This window comes from Undibacterium sp. FW305-107 (assembly GCF_058788535.1).
This window is the reverse complement of sequence record NZ_JBYTAV010000016.1, coordinates 14,194-31,951: the sequence shown is the minus strand read 5'-3', so window position 1 is coordinate 31,951 and position 17,758 is coordinate 14,194. Positions and strand designations below refer to the sequence as shown.

16 protein-coding genes are annotated in these 17,758 nt (G+C 48.8%); 8 read left to right on the top strand and 8 right to left on the bottom strand.

Annotated elements, in window-relative coordinates; all coding sequences use genetic code 11:
* Positions 1-9 precede the first annotated feature (9 nt).
* A complete protein-coding gene (dut, locus tag AC3WQT_RS26555; RefSeq protein WP_162040755.1) occupies positions 10-459 on the top strand; it encodes a dUTP diphosphatase in 450 nt (149 codons plus the stop codon).
* 28 nt (positions 460-487) lie between these two features.
* Here the strand turns inward: dut and AC3WQT_RS26550 are convergent, their stop codons facing one another.
* Both AC3WQT_RS26550 and AC3WQT_RS26545 read right to left on the bottom strand, forming a co-directional pair.
* Positions 488-1,840, bottom strand: coding sequence for an ATP-binding protein (locus AC3WQT_RS26550; RefSeq protein ID WP_492708673.1), 1,353 nt, complete (start codon positions 1,838-1,840; stop codon positions 488-490).
* Entirely contained in the window at positions 1,837-2,577 is a 741-nt protein-coding gene (locus AC3WQT_RS26545; RefSeq protein ID WP_492708671.1) for a response regulator, read from the bottom strand. Before AC3WQT_RS26545 ends, AC3WQT_RS26550 begins: the two co-directional genes overlap by 4 nt.
* Before the next feature lie 215 nt (positions 2,578-2,792).
* Here AC3WQT_RS26545 and AC3WQT_RS26540 point away from each other — a divergent pair, with 215 nt between their 5' ends.
* The gene (locus AC3WQT_RS26540; protein WP_492708668.1) at positions 2,793-3,533 is read left to right on the top strand and encodes an ABC transporter ATP-binding protein; all 741 of its coding nucleotides are present in this window, start codon (positions 2,793-2,795) and stop codon (positions 3,531-3,533) included.
* Entirely contained in the window at positions 3,523-5,949 is a 2,427-nt protein-coding gene (locus AC3WQT_RS26535; protein WP_492708666.1) for an ABC transporter permease, read from the top strand. Before AC3WQT_RS26540 ends, AC3WQT_RS26535 begins: the two co-directional genes overlap by 11 nt.
* Before the next feature lie 251 nt (positions 5,950-6,200).
* Here AC3WQT_RS26535 and AC3WQT_RS26530 read toward each other — a convergent pair whose 3' ends face one another.
* Together AC3WQT_RS26530 and AC3WQT_RS26525 are read right to left on the bottom strand one after the other, a co-directional pair.
* Positions 6,201-6,725, bottom strand: a complete 525-nt coding sequence (locus AC3WQT_RS26530) for an NADPH-dependent FMN reductase (RefSeq protein ID WP_492708664.1) — start codon at positions 6,723-6,725, stop codon at positions 6,201-6,203.
* A gap of 55 nt (positions 6,726-6,780) precedes the next feature.
* A complete protein-coding gene (locus AC3WQT_RS26525; RefSeq protein WP_492708662.1) occupies positions 6,781-8,685 on the bottom strand; it encodes an alpha/beta hydrolase in 1,905 nt (634 codons plus the stop codon).
* 671 nt (positions 8,686-9,356) lie between these two features.
* Here AC3WQT_RS26525 and AC3WQT_RS26520 point away from each other — a divergent pair.
* Complete coding sequence (locus AC3WQT_RS26520; protein WP_492708660.1) at positions 9,357-10,223, top strand: pirin family protein; 867 nt, start codon at positions 9,357-9,359, stop codon at positions 10,221-10,223.
* 10 nt (positions 10,224-10,233) lie between these two features.
* Positions 10,234-10,638, top strand: a complete 405-nt coding sequence (locus AC3WQT_RS26515; RefSeq protein ID WP_492708658.1) for an OsmC family protein — start codon at positions 10,234-10,236, stop codon at positions 10,636-10,638.
* A 61-nt stretch (positions 10,639-10,699) separates the two neighbouring features.
* Here AC3WQT_RS26515 and AC3WQT_RS26510 read toward each other — a convergent pair whose 3' ends face one another.
* The 3 genes from AC3WQT_RS26510 to clpS all read right to left on the bottom strand — a co-directional run bounded on the left by AC3WQT_RS26510 (position 10,700) and on the right by clpS (position 13,661).
* On the bottom strand, positions 10,700-10,978 hold the full coding sequence (locus AC3WQT_RS26510) for a hypothetical protein (protein WP_492708656.1): 279 nt from the start codon (positions 10,976-10,978) through the stop codon (positions 10,700-10,702).
* A gap of 77 nt (positions 10,979-11,055) precedes the next feature.
* Positions 11,056-13,356 (bottom strand): ATP-dependent Clp protease ATP-binding subunit ClpA, encoded by a 2,301-nt coding sequence (gene clpA, locus AC3WQT_RS26505; protein WP_492708654.1) that lies wholly within the window; start codon positions 13,354-13,356, stop codon positions 11,056-11,058.
* Positions 13,353-13,661: an ATP-dependent Clp protease adapter ClpS gene (gene clpS, locus AC3WQT_RS26500; RefSeq protein ID WP_110257372.1), complete on the bottom strand. Its 309-nt coding sequence runs from the start codon at positions 13,659-13,661 to the stop codon at positions 13,353-13,355. Before clpS ends, clpA begins: the two co-directional genes overlap by 4 nt.
* A gap of 397 nt (positions 13,662-14,058) precedes the next feature.
* Here clpS and AC3WQT_RS26495 point away from each other — a divergent pair, with 397 nt between their 5' ends.
* From AC3WQT_RS26495 to AC3WQT_RS26485, 3 genes are all read left to right on the top strand, one after another.
* Positions 14,059-14,262: a cold-shock protein gene (locus AC3WQT_RS26495; RefSeq protein ID WP_162021162.1), complete on the top strand. Its 204-nt coding sequence runs from the start codon at positions 14,059-14,061 to the stop codon at positions 14,260-14,262.
* Positions 14,263-14,433: 171 nt separating this feature from the next.
* Positions 14,434-15,801, top strand: a complete 1,368-nt coding sequence (locus AC3WQT_RS26490) for a cache domain-containing protein (RefSeq protein WP_492708651.1) — start codon at positions 14,434-14,436, stop codon at positions 15,799-15,801.
* Positions 15,798-16,457 (top strand): response regulator transcription factor, encoded by a 660-nt coding sequence (locus AC3WQT_RS26485; protein ID WP_492708649.1) that lies wholly within the window; start codon positions 15,798-15,800, stop codon positions 16,455-16,457. Before AC3WQT_RS26490 ends, AC3WQT_RS26485 begins: the two co-directional genes overlap by 4 nt.
* A 64-nt stretch (positions 16,458-16,521) precedes the next feature.
* Here the strand turns inward: AC3WQT_RS26485 and AC3WQT_RS26480 are convergent, their stop codons facing one another.
* Positions 16,522-17,751: a hypothetical protein gene (locus AC3WQT_RS26480; protein WP_492708647.1), complete on the bottom strand. Its 1,230-nt coding sequence runs from the start codon at positions 17,749-17,751 to the stop codon at positions 16,522-16,524.
* Between the last annotated feature and the right edge of the window lie 7 nt (positions 17,752-17,758).

Sequence of the window (17,758 nt, the reverse complement as noted above, 5' to 3'; positions counted from 1 at the left end):
CTCAATGCCATGAAAAACATAGACTTGAAAATTCTCGACAGCCGCATGAAAGACATGCTGCCAGCCTACGGCACACCTGGCAGCGCTGGTCTTGACCTGCGCGCCTGCATAGATGAAGCCATCACCATACAACCCGGCCAGACAGTGCTGATTCCTACCGGTTTGGCGATTCACATAGCTGACCCAGGCTACGCCGCCATGATCTTGCCACGCAGCGGCATGGGCCACAAAAACGGTATCGTGCTGGGCAACCTGGTGGGTCTGATCGACTCTGACTACCAGGGCCAATTGATGGTATCGACCTGGAACCGTGGCCAGTCAGAGTTTACCCTGCAACCGATGGAAAGACTGGCGCAACTGATCATCGTACCGGTGCTGCAAGTCGGCTTTAATATCGTGGATGAATTTGGACAGAGTGAGCGTGGTGAAGGTGGCTTTGGGAGTACGGGCAAACATTGAATTTGACAATGCTGGCAGAGCACGAAGGCTATTTTTCTGCCAGCACAGTGAAAACCAGCTTGGCCTCCAGGCCGCCACCGTCGCGATTACTTAAAGTGATGGATCCATTAACGGCATGCGCCAATTGCTGAGCAATTGCCAGGCCCAGACCAGTCCCACCAGTCTTGCGGTTACGCGAATTTTCCACACGATAGAATGGCTGCAATACTGCAGCCATTTCACTATCAGGTATCCCTGGCCCCCTATCCAATACCGACACCGATATCTGCTCTGCCGATATCCTGGCAAGTTGTATCTCGACATCTCCCGCAAATTTCAGGGCGTTATCTATCAAATTGATCATGATGCGCCTGAGCGTATTTGGCCTTGAAGAAAGTATAGTGCCTATTTCCCCACTCAGACGTACAGAGTGTTGGGCATCCACATAATCGCAAACCAGGCTATCAAGCAAAGCATCGATATCCACGCGACATACTTCCTCGGTGGTTCTTTGTGCACTTCGTGCGTAGGTGATACCCTCCTCGACCAGTTGCTGCATGGCGTCCAGATCACTCAACATTTTTTCCTGCAAGCTGTCGTCATCCATTAGCTCAGCGCGCAAGCGCATGCGTGTAATGGGAGTCTGCAAATCATGCGAAATCGAGGCCAGTATCTGTACCCTCTCAGCCAGATGATCTTTGATCTGTGCCTGCATGACATTGAATGCAGCCGCGGCCCTGACAACTTCACTTGGACCGTCTTCCGGTATGGCTTCACCATGTAAAGACGAGCCCAGCACATCCGCCGCTTCAGCCAAACGTTGCAAGGGGCGTGTCGCCTGTTTTACAGCCAGCCAGGTAAATGTGACCACAGCAAGCATCTGGAGTCCGAAGACAGCACCTGCCCCCCAATCTATGGGCCAGACTGTTTTATTAATGATGGCAATTAATACGGTTCCGTCTTTCAATGAAAAGTACAATCGCCCCATCTCGCCTTGAGCCAGGCCAGCCGAACTTCTCGCCGAATAGCTGGCTGCCAGCTCTTCTTTGAGCGTATGAGCCAAACCCTGCCGATGGTGTGGGTCAGTCCATTTAGCCGTTGATGCTGACAATACTTCAGAAGAAATCGTGCTTAATTCGTAGCGGTAGGCATGACGCTGCATTTTTTGCACCCAAAGATTTCGCTCAGGTGGCGTGGCCGTGTCAAGAATTGGTAGCAGTACCGACAAATCTTTTGTCAGATAATAATCTGTGCGGGCAATCTGATCATCATGGACTGAAATGTATCCATATACATTGCTGATAAGATGACCAAGCAATAAAGCCAGTATCCACACAAAAGCCAGTCGTGAGAATAATGAATTTGGCCAGATATGCTGTAGTTTCTGTTTCAGTACATTCATGGTACGTCATCCCTTTGCACCACCGTACTTGAAAAGATATACCCTTCGCTTCTCAGCGTCTTGATGTATTGGGGTTCTCGCGAATCGTCGCGCAAGCGCTTGCGAAGACGACTGACCAGTATATCAATGGATCGATCAAAATAATCCGCGTCGCGGTTCTGTGTCAGGTTGAGCAACTGGTCGCGCGTGAGCACCCGCTGTGGGTGATCCAGAAAAACCCTTAGCAGGCGATACTCCGCTCCGCTTAACGAAACAATCGCGCCACTGTCGTCAATCAGGTGTCGGGCGTTTGTATCCAATACCCATGCACCAAAACTCAACATACGCCCACCGCCGGCTTCGCGTAATTGCATAGGAATCATTCTGGCACGTCGCAAGATGGCACGTATGCGTGCCAGCAATTCGCGTGTCGCAAAGGGTTTGGTCAGGTAATCGTCTGCGCCCATTTCCAGGCCGAGGATACGATCTGCTTCTTCATTTCTGGCCGTCAGCATCAAGATGGGCACTGGTTGTATTTGTGTCGCTGTAAGTTCACGACACAGGCTAAGACCATCCTCATGCGGCATCATCAGGTCAAGTACGATCAGGTCTATGCCTCCAGTTGCAAGTATGCTGCGCATCTGCCGCCCATTGGCGGCAACGCTCACCTTGAAACCACTTTTTTCAAGGTAACGTTTTAATAGATCGCGAATTTCTTCATCATCATCGACGATCAGTAAATGATCTGCTTTCTCCATAGCATGCTTTATAACTGATTTATCCATCAAATCGGCACATTTTTTTCTCCATATTTGTTTCTGAATTGTTTCTGTACGTTCCTGGAAACAGGGTGTTGCAAGAAGTGGCATGCATTGACACATAACAGATACACCATAGGAATTAAATAGTTCCTGCCGCAGTTCTGCACAGTATTCCGCTGGCAAATGCGTCAATCAAACCATATGGAAAAAAAATGCCAATACAAACAATAGCAAAGCCATTGATCGTATTAAAAGACATATGCAAAAAATACGAGACCGCATCAGGCTCATTTACGGCCCTTAAAAACATCAATCTGGAGATCCGTGAAGGGGAATTTGTCGCAATAGTTGGAAAATCCGGTAGCGGAAAATCGACTTTAATGAATGTAATGACCGGCATTGACCACGCGACATCAGGAGAAATATTGATCGGCGCGACTCCTGTTCACACTTTAAAACAAAGCGAACTGGCAACATGGCGCGGTAAAAACGCTGGCATTATTTTTCAATTTTTTCAATTACTCCCCACGCTCACCGTCGCTGAAAACGTCATGCTTCCAATGGATTTTTGTAATATGTACCTGCCGCGTGAACGCAGGCAACGCGCCACTGCACTATTGGACAAACTGGGTATAGGCGAGCAAGCCGACAAATTACCCAGCACCTTGTCAGGTGGCCAGCAACAACGGGCAGCTATCGCCAGGGCACTGGCGAATGACCCGCAGATTCTGGTGGCAGATGAACCTACCGGTAATCTTGATACAGAAACTGCAAATAGCATCATGCAATTATTCGCGCAACTTGTCGCAGAAGGAAAAACCGTACTGATGGTGACCCATGAGCGCGACTATAGTCACTATTTCAGTCGTAGCATCACCATGGCCGATGGCGAGTTCCGCAATCCAGCAGACCACATTTCTGACACAACTTGCGGGAGGCAATATGTTGCTTAACACTCGCTGGATGAAGCTGGCGCGCGACGCGCAATTAATGCCTGGCCGTACTGCCATGATGATACTGGCCATCGCAGCTGGTGTGTTTGGCCTTGCCACCATGCTTGGTAGCTACACCATATTGACACGTGAAATCCGGCAAAACTACCTGGCCACGAATCCAGCCTCGGCCACACTAAGAATCGACAATATCGATACTCAATTGATCCAGGCTATACGGAATTTCCCTGGCATAGCGGCTGCGCAAGCCAGTGCCAAAGTGGATGCGGGCATACAACTGGCCGATGGCCGTTTGCAAGCGCTCAACCTGATGATCATTGATGACTTTAAAGAATTGCGTATCAATAGCATTTTTCCAGAAACTGGTGCATGGCCACCTCCGCCAGGCACGCTGCTTTTAGAAAAAGACTCTTTAAAGAAGTTGAAGCTGAAAACAGGTGACATCCTGCAATTGAAGATGGCTGATGGCAGCCTACGTCAAATAACTGTCTCCGGCAGCGCACATGACCCTGGCGTGCCAGTACCCAGCATGTCTGCCTTCGCCTATGCAACACCCGATATCATGGCAGCCCTGGGTATTAATGATGGCATGCATGACTTAAAAATTACTGTCAGCAATACACCTTTTAATATCGATGCTATCGAGCAGGTAGCCAGTGCCCTCGCACTTTGGGTACAACAGCAAGGACATGTGGTAGAACGCATCAGGATACCGCCACCCGGTGAACACCCGCATCGACTGATCATGACGTCCATTCTGGGAATGTTGCTGGTGTTTAGTGGCATTGCATTGGTGCTGAGTGCCGTGCTTACTGCGACTATCATCGAAAGCATGCTGGCACAGCAGGTGCGCCAGATCGGCGTGATGAAAACCATAGGTGCACGATCTTCGCAAATCTCTTCCTTATATCTCAGCTTCGTCTTAATCATAGCTCTGCTGGCGACGTGCTTAGGTGCACCCGCTGGCCTGGCAGCAGGCCGGGCTTTTTCCCAGCTCATTTTAGTGAGCGTACTCAATTTCAATATGAATAGTGGCACCGTTCCTGGCTATGTATATCTGGTCCTTGTCGTTGCCGGTGTACTCGTCCCGTTTTGCATGGCAGCAATACCCATTTCCAGGGCGAGCAAGGTCAGTGCGCACACTGCAATGACTGACTTTGGCACTAAACGGAAATTTTTTACCGGAAAAACTTTCGGCAATTGGTTGTATCACTTACCTGGACTGGATCGCAGTATGGTGATGTCCTTGCGGAACAGCTTCAGGAACCGAGGTCGTTTGTTACTCACGCTGGCTTTGCTCGCGACTGCCGGAGCAATGTTTATCAGCAGCCTCAACGTCAGGAAGGCATCACAAGAACATCTGGTAGAAGCAGCAGCAGAACGCCACTATGATCTCGAAATTCATTTAAGCAAGCCAGAAGACAGGAATAAAATTATCCGCATCATTGGTTCAGTGCCTGGCGTAAACCTGGTCGAAGCCTGGAGCAGTAGTACGGTGGCGCGGCACAGGCCAGATGGCCTGAATATAGAAAGGACCTATCCTGACGGCGGCCACGGCTCACTCAATGTGACCTCTATTCCCAACGGCAGCAAACTGATCAGCCTGACCATGCAAAATGGGCAGTGGCTTAGTGAAGTAACGAGTAGCGCAGGAAATGGCCTTGATACAGTAGTCTTAAACAACAAGGCACTGGAATCATTTCCCAAGATTACAGTCGGTGACACCATTACCCTGGGAGTACACAACAAGGCTGCCAGCTTGCGCGTAGTCGGTATCGCCAGGCAAAAAATGACTGGAGCAATGGCTTACGTCTCGCCTGCCACCTACGCCAAATTGACCAACCAGAGTGAGCTTTACAGAAGCTTTCGTGTAGTGATGGATCAGCATGATCCAAAAACGATAGAGGCAATGACAAAACAAATTGAGGCTGCGCTCGGTAGGCAAGAAATTCGTATCAGCGCCAGCATTACAGAAAACATGCTGCGCCAGGAAGTTGATGATCACTTTGATCTTCTGGTCAACGCCTTGCTGTTTATTTCTATCCTGATGGCGCTGGTTGGCGTGCTTGGCTTAGGCTCTTCCATGGGCAGCAATGTAACTGAACGTACCCGGGAATTTGGCGTCATGCGCAGTATTGGTGCCCGCCCAGGCATAGTAATACGCAATGTCATCGCAGAAGGTCTGTTCATCTCCCTGATGAGTTTTGGTATTGCCGTTGTCATGGCGCTGCCTTTGTCAGCAGCCATCAGCGCGTTTTTGGGCAAGCTGCTATTTGGCGAAGCCTTCCCCCTGGTCATTTCACAAAAATCTTTGTGGATATGGTTATTGATCGTCACCAGCGGTGCTGTTCTGGCCTGCGCCTATCCTGCCCGGAAAGCATCAAATTTAAGCGTAAGCGCGAGCTTTGCGCATTGAAATCCTTAACTCTTTGAAAGTATCATATGAAAAAATCTACCACTATTGCGATTGCCGTCGTCGTTTTTCTGCTTACTTTATTCATCGTGGCACATCACTTTGATCTGACGCTTATACACAAAATGGTGCATGGCGGTTAAAAGCCAGCGTCATTGTGGCGGGCGGTATAGTCCGCCACATTCTCTTGCTAAAAAACCCGCATGAGACTTCTTCACAAACAGTTGAAGGAATCAAAACAGGTATATCCGGACTCAGGCCAGAGTTGCCAGCGTTGCCACCAATTTAGCTTTCAATTCCTCACTCTTCAATTCCTGCTTCTCTACATCAAAATTTTCATAAAACGTCGGCACTGACAAACTCGCCTTCAACTGCCCGCCAAAGAAAGGTGCAGATCCTGTGGCTGCTGCCAATACACTGGCTCCACCGCGTGCGCCCGGCGAGGTCGACAGCATGACCATGGGCTTGCCCTGGAATACCTTGCCATTGGCGCGTGAACACCAGTCGAACAGGTTTTTATAAGCGGCGCTGTAAGAGCCATTGTGTTCAGCAAAAGAGATCAGGATGGCATCACTGGCAGCGATCTTGTCCAGAAAGGCTTGGGCCAGTGCCGGTTTGCCCAAGTCAGCCTCTTTATCAACACTGAATAGTGGCAATTCATAATCATTCAAATCCAGCACTTCAACCTCTGCTCCTGCAACCAGATTGGCGGCGTAAGTGACCAGTTGTTTGTTAACGGATTTTTTGCTGCTGCTGGCGGCGAAAGCGAGTAGTTTCATGGCGGTTCTCTGGTAAGTAAAAGTAAATATTAAAAAAGCAGCCTGATGGGCTTATTCAATTCTTTAATGGAGTCAAGTCAATGGGCTTCAGGTAAGCATACTGCCCCGGGATGACGTGATAAGTCTGTTTGTAGGGCAGGTACCCAGTCGCCTTGATGAGCAATTCATACGTCCCCTCTTTCAAGCCAACGAAAGAAAAAGAAGATTGAAAACTATAGTCACGGCCAGCCAGGTATGCATCTGCACCAAGCTCACGGTCCTTGATTTCATCCTTGGCCGTCAAGGTGCGGCTTTCTTTTTCACCGGTCAGTGAAATCGACTCTATCTGAATATGTTGATGCGGTGCGCGAAAGCTGCCGGCAGGATTGTCGCCAGCTTTGATCTCTGCACCTATATAACCTGCCAACACCCCTTGCGGTACGAATGAAAATGTCAATTCGGCTTTTTTGCCGGTGGCAATGACCACGGAGATTTTTGCCGGCACCGTCGTAAAACCATAAGCAACGACACTTGCGATGTATTCACCTGGTGGAAAAGACCCCAGATCTGTGCCGCTATCACGCGCACTCAAGGGCAATAGGATTTTTTCACGACTGCCATCGGTGGGGGTCAGCAACAGCAAGGGATCGGATTTGGGTACATTTCCTTTCACTTCATAAGCAAAGGCAACACTCAAATTGCCGCTACTGCCCTTACCTGTTTGCACAGCATGTTTTTTGTCGGCGGCAGCAAGTACGGCAGCGTATTGTCGAAATACCTCAGGCGAAGACAAGATGCCGACATGACTTTCATTGAAGCCCTTGACCATCCTGGCATCTGCCTGTGCGTCTGCCCGTAACTCACTGGCCAGGGTAATGCTGCCATCGGTATTGGCAGAATGCAGCAGGCTGTAACTGCCGCCGTGGCCAAAGAACAGGTAATAATCCAGATCAGGTGGCAGCGGTTTCTCAAACAGGGTTTGTACAAAACGACCTTTGGACTGCATGTCATTCCATGATGGCACTACCACTGGTGAATAACGGACACCGTTATCAGCCATGGTGTCACCGCCCCAGGGCGTGGACAGTGAGACAAACAATTTGACTGCCGGGAATTGCGTGCCGTAATTACTCAGGAAAGAACGGACGACCATCCCACCCATACTGTGGGCGGTAAAATAAATTTTATCGAAATGGTAGCGCCGCTGCAGATTAGCCAGCTTCCAGTACAGCAGGTACGACATGGAATCCAGTGAAGCACCAGATGGATAATAAAAGAACCAGGGCTGATACTTGCTACGGTCAAGATGCTCGAAAAAATATTTCCAGTCTTGCGGTGAGCCAGCGACACCATGCACAAACAGGACAGGTGTTTTGGCTGGATCATATTTATCCAGGAAATAGATATTGCCACCGGCCTTTTTAAAAAAATCTACTGGTGCCCAATAACCACTCTTGCCAGATTCAGCTGAAAATATGGGCTGGTCCATTTCTGCAATCGCGCCCACCTGCGTACTGTGCAACCTGGCACTGGCTGGTGCCGCAGCAATCACCGTGCCTGTGGGGACAGCAGTTTGCGCTGCAGAAGAAATCACAAAATTGAGTTCAGCCACCAAACCGGTGCCTGTAGCTTCAACTGAAGGCGAGATATATTGCCCAACCGGTTCGCCTGCATCCAGCCTGAGGTTAGCATTCGCATCCCCAAAGGCAAATACGCTGTATTGCCCCTTGGGTACAATCAATTCATAGGCACCAGGCTCATGCAGCACAGTGTAGTGCGCGATTTCCAGCCGTCCATCATGCTTGGCATACGCCGCAACCACGACAGGTTTATCCCAGGGAGTATCAGTGGATACAGTACCGACAAATACCGTTGATGAATAAAAGACTTTTGCTTCGTCATTCAGTTTGACAAAAGAGCAGGCACTCAGGCAGCAGAAAATTATCCCGCTGACAAGGTACTGTAGCGAGTGTCTCATCATCTTGAAAAATCTCTCTGTGCTGGAAAACAGTCTTATTTGATTCCTTGCCTGAAACTGCATGTTTACTGTTTCCCAATGAGATTTTTGTCACATCAATATGAAGACGGATAAGCTGAACTCCGAGCAATGCATACAATACGGGACCAATGACATCAGCAGCATCTTTGGCGCACATCGCGCAAAAATTATATCAAATATAATAGAACTCATTTCATAAATAGGATGAGTGCGAACAAGACGATTTGGGATGCAGTGCAAGGCCTGAGGTGCGTACCCTGCGAAGCTAAGGCTGGTGCCGTAGCAAGCGCAAGGTAACAAACTTCGCGCTGGACTGCGTTGGACTCGTGATCAATAGCACCGCTATTGACTGCCTCGTCCCCTTGCAGGGCGCATGTGCGCTTGCAAGCGCACATCGTACGCAGGCGTGCAGCATGCTGCACGCCCCCCCCTGCTTTACCCTTGCCAGCCCGTGTTATGAGGCAAACGCATCTCACCCTATTTATGAAATGAGTCCTAGTCTGAATTGATTTTTTTGCAGCGCAATACAAAGTATGCGCTTTGGATTTAAAATCGATAGCAAATGCAAAACAATTTTGCCGTTTGCTTTTCTTGTCAACGATGACATTATCAAGCGACTACTTCTTAAAAACGCTTTTGAAAAAGGAATACACATGAGCGTCATCAGCCTGACCATACCTGCACGCACAAAAGACCTTGGGGGTTTTACTGTCGGGCGCATTTTGCCATTTGCCAAACAGCACCTGGTTGGCCCATTCATCTTCCTCGATCATATGGGGCCAGCGCAATTCACGGCTGGACAAGGCATGGATGTACGCCCACACCCGCATATAGGTCTGGCGACTGTCACTTATTTGTTTGAAGGAAGTATGTTCCATCGTGACAGCCTGGGTTCAGAACAAGAGATATTGGCTGGTGCAGTCAACTGGATGACTGCAGGTCGTGGCATCACCCATTCAGAACGTAATAGCGATGCGCAACGGTCACAGACACGCACTGTACATGGTTTGCAAAGCTGGGTGGCCCTGCCAAAAGAATTTGAAGAAGTTGAACCCTCATTCCATCACCATGCCGCAGAAAGCCTGCCTGCATTTGAAATAGACCAGGTGGCACTGAAACTCATCGCCGGTTCTGCCTATGGACACACGGCACCTGTAAAAATTTTTAGCCCGCTGTTTTATGTTGAGGCGAAGATGCCCGCAGGTGCGCAATTGCAGGTACCGGCAGAATATGCGGAACGCGCTCTGTATTTGATATCCGGCCAGGTGCGTATAAACGGGGAAGTGATACAGGAACGCACCATGCCCGTCTTTGCTGAGGGTGCAGACGTCACCATTACAGCCACCAGTGATGCCCATCTGGTTTTGCTGGGTGGAGCAACATTGCCTGAGCAGCGGTATATTTTCTGGAATTTTGTATCCACTTCTGAAGCACGCATAGAACAGGCAAAAGCTGACTGGAAGGCTGGGCGCTTTGCCAAGGTCCCGGGCGACGACGAATTCATTCCATTACCAGAATAGAGAAAACACTATGTCAGACCAAACTATTTCCGCCCATGTCACAGAAACAGGTGAAAACACCTTTGCCGTGGACATCAATGTCTCAGGTCATGTAATCAAAGGTGACGAACCGCTGGAAGCAGGTGGCGGCAATCTGGGCCCTGCCCCTTTTGATTTGCTGACCGCAGCGCTGGGTGAATGCACAGCGATGACTGTTCGATGGTATGCCAACCAGCATCAATGGCCGCTGGACAAGGTTGAAGTCAAATTGACTCATCACAAGGAAGGCGTACAGGATATCTTCAAGAAGCAAGTCATACTGCATGGCGCAGAACTGACTGAAGAACAACGCACCAGACTGATTGCTATCGCGGCAAAATGCCCGGTACATAAAACCATCACCAGCTCGCCCATCATAGAAACCAGCGCGGGCTGACAAAGCAAAAGCCCGGCTCAGTTCAATCTGATTGAACTGAGCCGGGCTTTTTGTTATTCAATTACTTTTTCATTTTGCGGCTGCGTCCTGCTGATTCGCGCAAGATGGTGTAACTCCAGTCATCGCTATGTGAGCCTGCGCCCGTAGTTACAGAGACGCGGAACATGTCGCCATCTCCTTTCATGCGCTTGCCTGAGGCTACATGCTTCTTGCTGACATCGCTACGCTCGTAGACATCAACCTCGACCTCATTTCCTTCCAGAGCTGTCTGGGATAAAACTGCGTCTATGGTCTTGGTTGTATATTCAAGTACATATGTGGGTAGTGTCAGGCCTGCCATACTTGTCTCCATCACGCGAAAAGCGTACCGCCATTAATGAAAAACCCCGGCCTGAGCCGGGGCAGACAAGGGTGGAATTATTCGACTTCGACCACCTCTTGTGATGCCTCTGGTGGGGTGGCGTCGCCTTCAGAAAACTCCAGTTTGACCTGGTCTTTATCATCAAGGTCGACAATCACACGTCCGCCTGTCACCAGCTTACCGAATAAGAGCTCATCCGCCAAGGCTTTACGTATCATATCCTGTATCAAACGCGCCATAGGACGGGCACCCATCAAAGGATCGAAACCTTTTTTGCCGAGGAACTTGCGCAGATTTTCGGTAAATGTGGCTTCCACTTTTTTCTCATGTAATTGCTCTTCGAGCTGCATGAGGAACTTGTCAACCACACGCAAGATGATCTCTTCGTCGAGTGCACGGAAACTGATAATGGCATCCAGACGATTACGGAACTCTGGTGTAAACATACGTTTGATATCTGCCATTTCATCGCCAGCTTCTTTGCTGTCGTTGAAACCGATAGAACGTTTTTGCAAACTTTCGGCTCCCGCATTGGTCGTCATGATAATAATGACATTGCGGAAATCTGCCTTGCGACCGTTGTTATCCGTTAACGTGCCATGGTCCATCACCTGCAACAAGATGTTGAAAACATCAGGATGGGCTTTTTCAATTTCATCCAGCAACAACACGGCATGCGGCTTTTTAGTGATGGCTTCAGTCATCAAGCCCCCCTGATCAAAGCCGACATAACCCGGCGGCGCACCGATCAGACGGCTGACGGCATGACGCTCCATGTATTCAGACATGTCAAAGCGTATCAGCTCTATACCTAAAGTGAACGCCAATTGCTTGGCGACCTCGGTTTTACCGACACCAGTAGGACCGGAGAACAGGAAGGAGCCAATAGGCTTGTCAGTCTTGCCCAGGCCAGCACGCGCCATCTTGATCGATGATGCCAATGCTTCAATCGCAGGCTCCTGACCAAACACGACATTCTTCAAGTCGCGCTCTATGGTTTGCAGCTTGCTGCGGTCATCCTGATTGACAGTCTGTGGCGGAATACGGGCGATTTTCGAAATGATGTCTTCGATATCGGCCTTGCCTATGGTTTTCTTTTGCTTGGATTTAGGCAAAATGCGCTGCGCAGCACCTGCCTCATCGATGACATCAATTGCCTTGTCAGGCAAATGGCGGTCATTAATGAAACGGGCTGACAGTTCTGCCGCAGTCGTCAGCGCCGAGGCAGAATACTTGACGTTATGATGCTCTTCAAACTTGGATTTCAAGCCACGCAAAATTTGCACGGTTTGCTCAACCGTTGGTTCGTTGACATCGATCTTCTGGAAGCGACGTGCCAGGGCATGGTCTTTTTCAAAGACACCACGGTACTCTGTGTAAGTGGTCGCACCTATGCACTTCAGTTGTCCGCTGGACAAGGCTGGCTTCAAGAGGTTGGACGCATCCAGCGTACCGCCCGACGCTGAGCCAGCACCGATGATGGTATGGATTTCATCAATGAACAGGATGCCGTTGGGCGTATCCTTCAACTGTTTGAGCACGCCTTTGAGTCGCAACTCAAAGTCGCCGCGATATTTGGTACCTGCCAGCAAAGCACCCATGTCCAATGAATAGACTACTGCATTTTGCAAAATGTCCGGGACATCACTCTGGGTGATACGCCATGCCAGGCCCTCGGCAATGGCGGTTTTACCAACACCGGCTTCGCCCACCAGCAAAGGATTATTTTTGCGGCGACGGCAAAGAATCTGGATCACGCGCTCAACTTCATTGTCACGGCCAATCAGCGGATCTATCTTGCCTTCAGCAGCTGCCTTGTTCAGATTCTGTGTGAACTGATCAAGCGGATTTTCCTTGGCTTGTGCTTCAGCCTGGTTTTCTTCCGTGCCTTCAGGTGATTTTGGTACTTCGTTATGGCTATCCTTACGCACACCGTGCGAAATGAAGTTCACCACATCGAGGCGTGTTACACCCTGCTGATGTAAATAATACACGGCATGCGAATCCTTTTCACCGAAGATAGCGACCAGCACATTGGCACCAGTGACTTCCTTCTTGCCATTGGAAGCAGACTGCACATGCATGATGGCGCGCTGTATCACACGCTGGAAGCCCAGTGTAGGCTGGGTATCAACCTCATTGGTGCCAGGTACGGTGGGGGTATTATCAGTAATGAAATTACCCAGGGTTTTGCGCAAATCCTCAATATTGACCGCGCAGGCTCTTAGCACCTCCGCAGCAGAAGGGTTATCCAGCAAGGCGAGCAAGAGGTGCTCTACCGTGATGAATTCATAACGAGCCTGCCTGGCCTCCACAAAAGCCATGTGCAAACTAACTTCCAGTTCTTGCGCAATCATACTTCCTCCATCACACATTGCAGGGGGTGTCCTGCCTTACGAGCGTGCGTTAAAACGAGTTCCACCTTGGTCAGCGCAATATCCTTGGAATAAACACCGCATATCCCTTTGCCATCCCTGTGCACTTTGAGCATGATCTGCATGGCAGTCTCACGATCCTTATTAAAATATTCCTGAACGATCGCCACCACAAACTCCATAGGAGTGTAGTCGTCGTTGAGTAAAATTACCTGATACATGGAAGGCGGTTTTAACTTCTGCGCCTGACGTTCCAGTATCGTACCGTTTTCTTGCTTGTTTCCCATACGTATATTCTAGTACGTTGATTCATTTCAGAGACAAATAATAAGCGAATAAAAACGGCTTAATTTTCTCCTTGGTCAATGTTACGCGCTTTCTGCTTTATCCGCAGATGGTGATCAATTCCTTTAGATCAAGTTTCAACAGCAAAACTATTTCTTCACATCAAATATAGCGGTATTTTCTTGTCATTAAGTAAAAATACAACAGTACTGCAAAACTACTTGATATGTAACCAGAAGTTTCTTGACTTTAGCTTTTTTTCCGCCAAGAATGATATTTATTGACAAATAAAGTAGTAAATCGTCAATATGAAGTGAGCAGGTCAAGGGGGAGGTAGCGTAGTGCTAGGTTTCTTGCTTTTACGGCTCGTGTGATTAGTTTCTATTTGAAAGATGCATTATGGCAACAGGTACCGTCAAGTGGTTCAATGATTCCAAAGGTTTCGGCTTTATCACTCCGGATGACGGCGGTGAGGATTTGTTCGCCCACTTTTCCGCAATCCAGATGAACGGCTTCAAGACCCTGAAAGAAGGTCAAAAAGTAACGTTCGAAGTCACGCAAGGCCCTAAAGGCAAGCAAGCTTCCAACATCCAAAACCCTTAATCTTTGATTCTTCACTGATTCTGGTTTTTTAAAAAACCCCGCAATTGCGGGGTTTTTTTTCGCCCTCCCTCTATCCTTCATTAAATTTTTAAATTTTGCTTAAACTGACTTCGAGGCTACAGTAGATACCTTTTGAAATATCTTTATTAAGCGCAGGCTCAGATTTTCCACATGAAGCTCAGGTATAAAATCATACTGTTGGCGGTAGCACCCCTGTTACTGGCGTTCGCCGGTATCGCGATGGCGGTATTTTATCAAGCGACTTTTTTGGCGAAACAACAAAGAAGTACTATAGAACAAGCCTACCTTTCCAGCAAAGAAGCCGAACTCAAGCATTACGTCACCCTGGGCACTGCAGCCATCGCTCATCTTTACAACGGTAAACAGCAAGGTCCCACCACGCAGGAAGAAGCAAAGAAAATACTGGCTGCCCTGGATTTTGGCGATGATGGCTATTTTTACATCTACGACATGGATGGCAAGAACCTCATGCATCCGCGCCGCCCTGACCTGGTAGGCAAAGATTTGTGGGATATGACGGACCAGGAGGGCAGCAAGACCATACAAAATCTGCTCAATAAAGCCAAGGCAGGTGGCGGTGCTATCCGCTATATGTGGGAAAAGCCATCCATGCACAAGGTCATGCCCAAACTGGGCTATGTAGTCCAGCTGGAAAAATGGGGCTGGATGATGGGCACAGGCATCTATCTGGATGACGTCGACGACGCTTTAAATAAAATTGACATACAAGTGGCGAAAAACATACAAAGCACGATGTCCTGGATTGCAGGCATTGCCATTATCAGTGCCTTGCTGATTGCCCTGTCTGGTCTGGCCCTGAATATCACCGAATCACGCCTGGCAGAAGCCAAGCTCAAGGTGTTGGCGCAAAGCGTGGTCAGCTCGCAAGAAGATGAACGTGCCCGCCTGTCGCGTGACTTGCATGATGGACTAAGTCAATTGCTGGTATCCGTCAAGCTGCAGATAGAATCAGGCCTGGTCAAACTTAATCAAACAGTGATGGGGCCGGAAGCGGCAAAAATATCTTTTGCACGAGCCACTGATCAACTTAATGAAGCACTCAGCGAAGTCCGGCGCATCTCGCATAACCTGCGCCCTGCCCTGCTCGATGATCTGGGTCTGGTCGCGGCCTTTGAGCATCTGGCCGATGAATTTGAACATGCCAGCGGCTTGCCGGTCAGTTTTCATGCTGCCGGCGACTTTCATGCGCTGGATGAAATCAGCAACACTGTCTTGTTCAGGGTCGCGCAAGAGGCGCTGACAAATATACACAAACATGCCCAGCAAGTCAGTCATGTCAATGTGCAGTTGCTCAGCGATGCTGAAAACATCAACCTTGTCATCGCTGATGATGGTCGTGGCTTTGACATCAGGGGTGTGGCGAACCACCCACACCGCGGCATAGGCTTAAGCAATATGCGTGAACGACTCGCTGCGATCAAGGGTAGTTTGCAATTACAATCCGATACCAGCGGCACCACCGTGACCGCCTGCATACCGAATGGAGAAAACCAATGACCGAGCAACTACCGGTCCAGCCAGCGCAACAGACGCAACAAGCACAGCAAGTACATTTATTGCTGGTTGACGATCACCCCCTGGTCAGGGACGGACTCAGAGCAAGGCTGGAGACTATTGCCAGCATCAAGATAGCTGGTGAGGCAGGCACAGCGGAGGAAGCCCTGTCCATCGCCGCCAGCAAGCCTGTCAACCTCATCCTGATGGATATTAATCTCGGGACTGGCAATGGCATCAGCCTGACAGCCCGCTTCAAGACTGAGTATCCGCATATTGCTGTCATCATGTTGTCCATGCATGAAAAAACTGAATATGTGAACCAGTCCATACAAGCTGGCGCACGCGCCTACGTGCTCAAGGATGCACCGGCGGTAGAGATCATAGAAGCAATAGATACCGTCATGGCAGGCGGCACTTATTTCAGCTCTGGCCTGAAGAAGCAATCGGCAAACAGCGACAGCAGCCAGGTTCTGACACAAAGGGAAAAATCCATCCTGACCTGCATAGCCACAGGAAAATCCAACAAGCATATCGCCAGGGAACTGGGACTCAGTGTCAGGACGGTGGAAACCCACAGGCTCAATATCAAGCGCAAACTTAATATTGAAGGTCAGGCTGATTTGATACGCTATGCATTGAATAATGCAATTGCATAAAATTAGACCGTCGCAGCCAGCCGTTTGGCGGTACGTAGAAAAAAGCCGGCATGCCGGCTTTTTCTTATTTCTTCTTAAAAGTTTCCAATGAGCGATTGCGGTAATCCCAATCCTCTTTGTCCAACTCACGTAAAGCCTGAATTTCAATATCGATTTGTTTAATCATTGCATTATATTGATTCATATCCTGATCATTGTCGAACATCAATGAATTCGCTTCAAACTTGATTTTTCCAAAGCGATTTTCACAAAGGCTCAAGATTTGCTTGACCAATTCAATGTAGGTTCGCAAGTGCTCGTTACGTCGCAGCCGAAACTCAAGAATTCTTTCCATGGAATTCCGGTTGCTTACTGCAAGTTCTTCTCTTTTTTGAGCGGGCATGGCAATTTTTTCAAGTGCCGTTGTATATGCAGCCCGTAAACTATCAAAACGCTTGGAATTATTATCAAACATTGTCTCTGTTGCCAGAATCGATAAATTGCTATTCTCAAGTCCCTGGCGTGTAGTCAAGCTCAGTGGTAACAAAACCTTGTCAAGCTGCAGTGTTTTCAGCTCTTCAGAAAATTGCAAATTCTGTTTGAGGTTTGCCCTGAGATAATTTAGTGTCAGACGTGACTCCTGGTCAAATGATCGCAGGCCTGTAAGTGGAATACGGTCCGACAAATTAAGGTTATCAGTATTCTCTTCTTTTTCAGCTTTTAGACCGCGCTCCATTAATTCTGCAATGACTTTGCGCGCCGACTGTATTCGCCCCTGTAATTCATCTCTTGACCAGTTACCCAGCATTTCCTTGCGCTCCTCCAAGCTATTAGTCAGCGCATTGAGCAAGCTCAGGTAAGTCGGCGACATACGGAATTCATTAACAGATTTTTGATCTGCCGGGCTCAGCTTCTTGAATTCACGTCTTGCAGCTTCCATGTTCTGGTTCATTTCAAACTGGGCGATACGCGTGGAATTTCTGCCTGCAGGCTTGGGTAATTCCTTCAACAGCTTTTGCGCATAGTCGTTTGACAAATATTTTGCCATTACCGAAGAAACATGAAGATTGATTGCATCCACAGTAAACGGACGCATAAATACCTCCACATCCAGATAAGCCTCTGGTTTGGCAGTGTTAGTATTTTCAACATCGCGGCGAATTGCACTTTGTATACTTTGATCAAAGCCGATGATACGCACGATTTGCTGCATGTCCTCCACTTTCGCGGGGTTGCTTATCGGTATACCGGCAGCACCCGCTATTAAAGTCATGCCTGCGAGCAGCAGGACCATAAAAAATCGATACACAAACATTGACTAC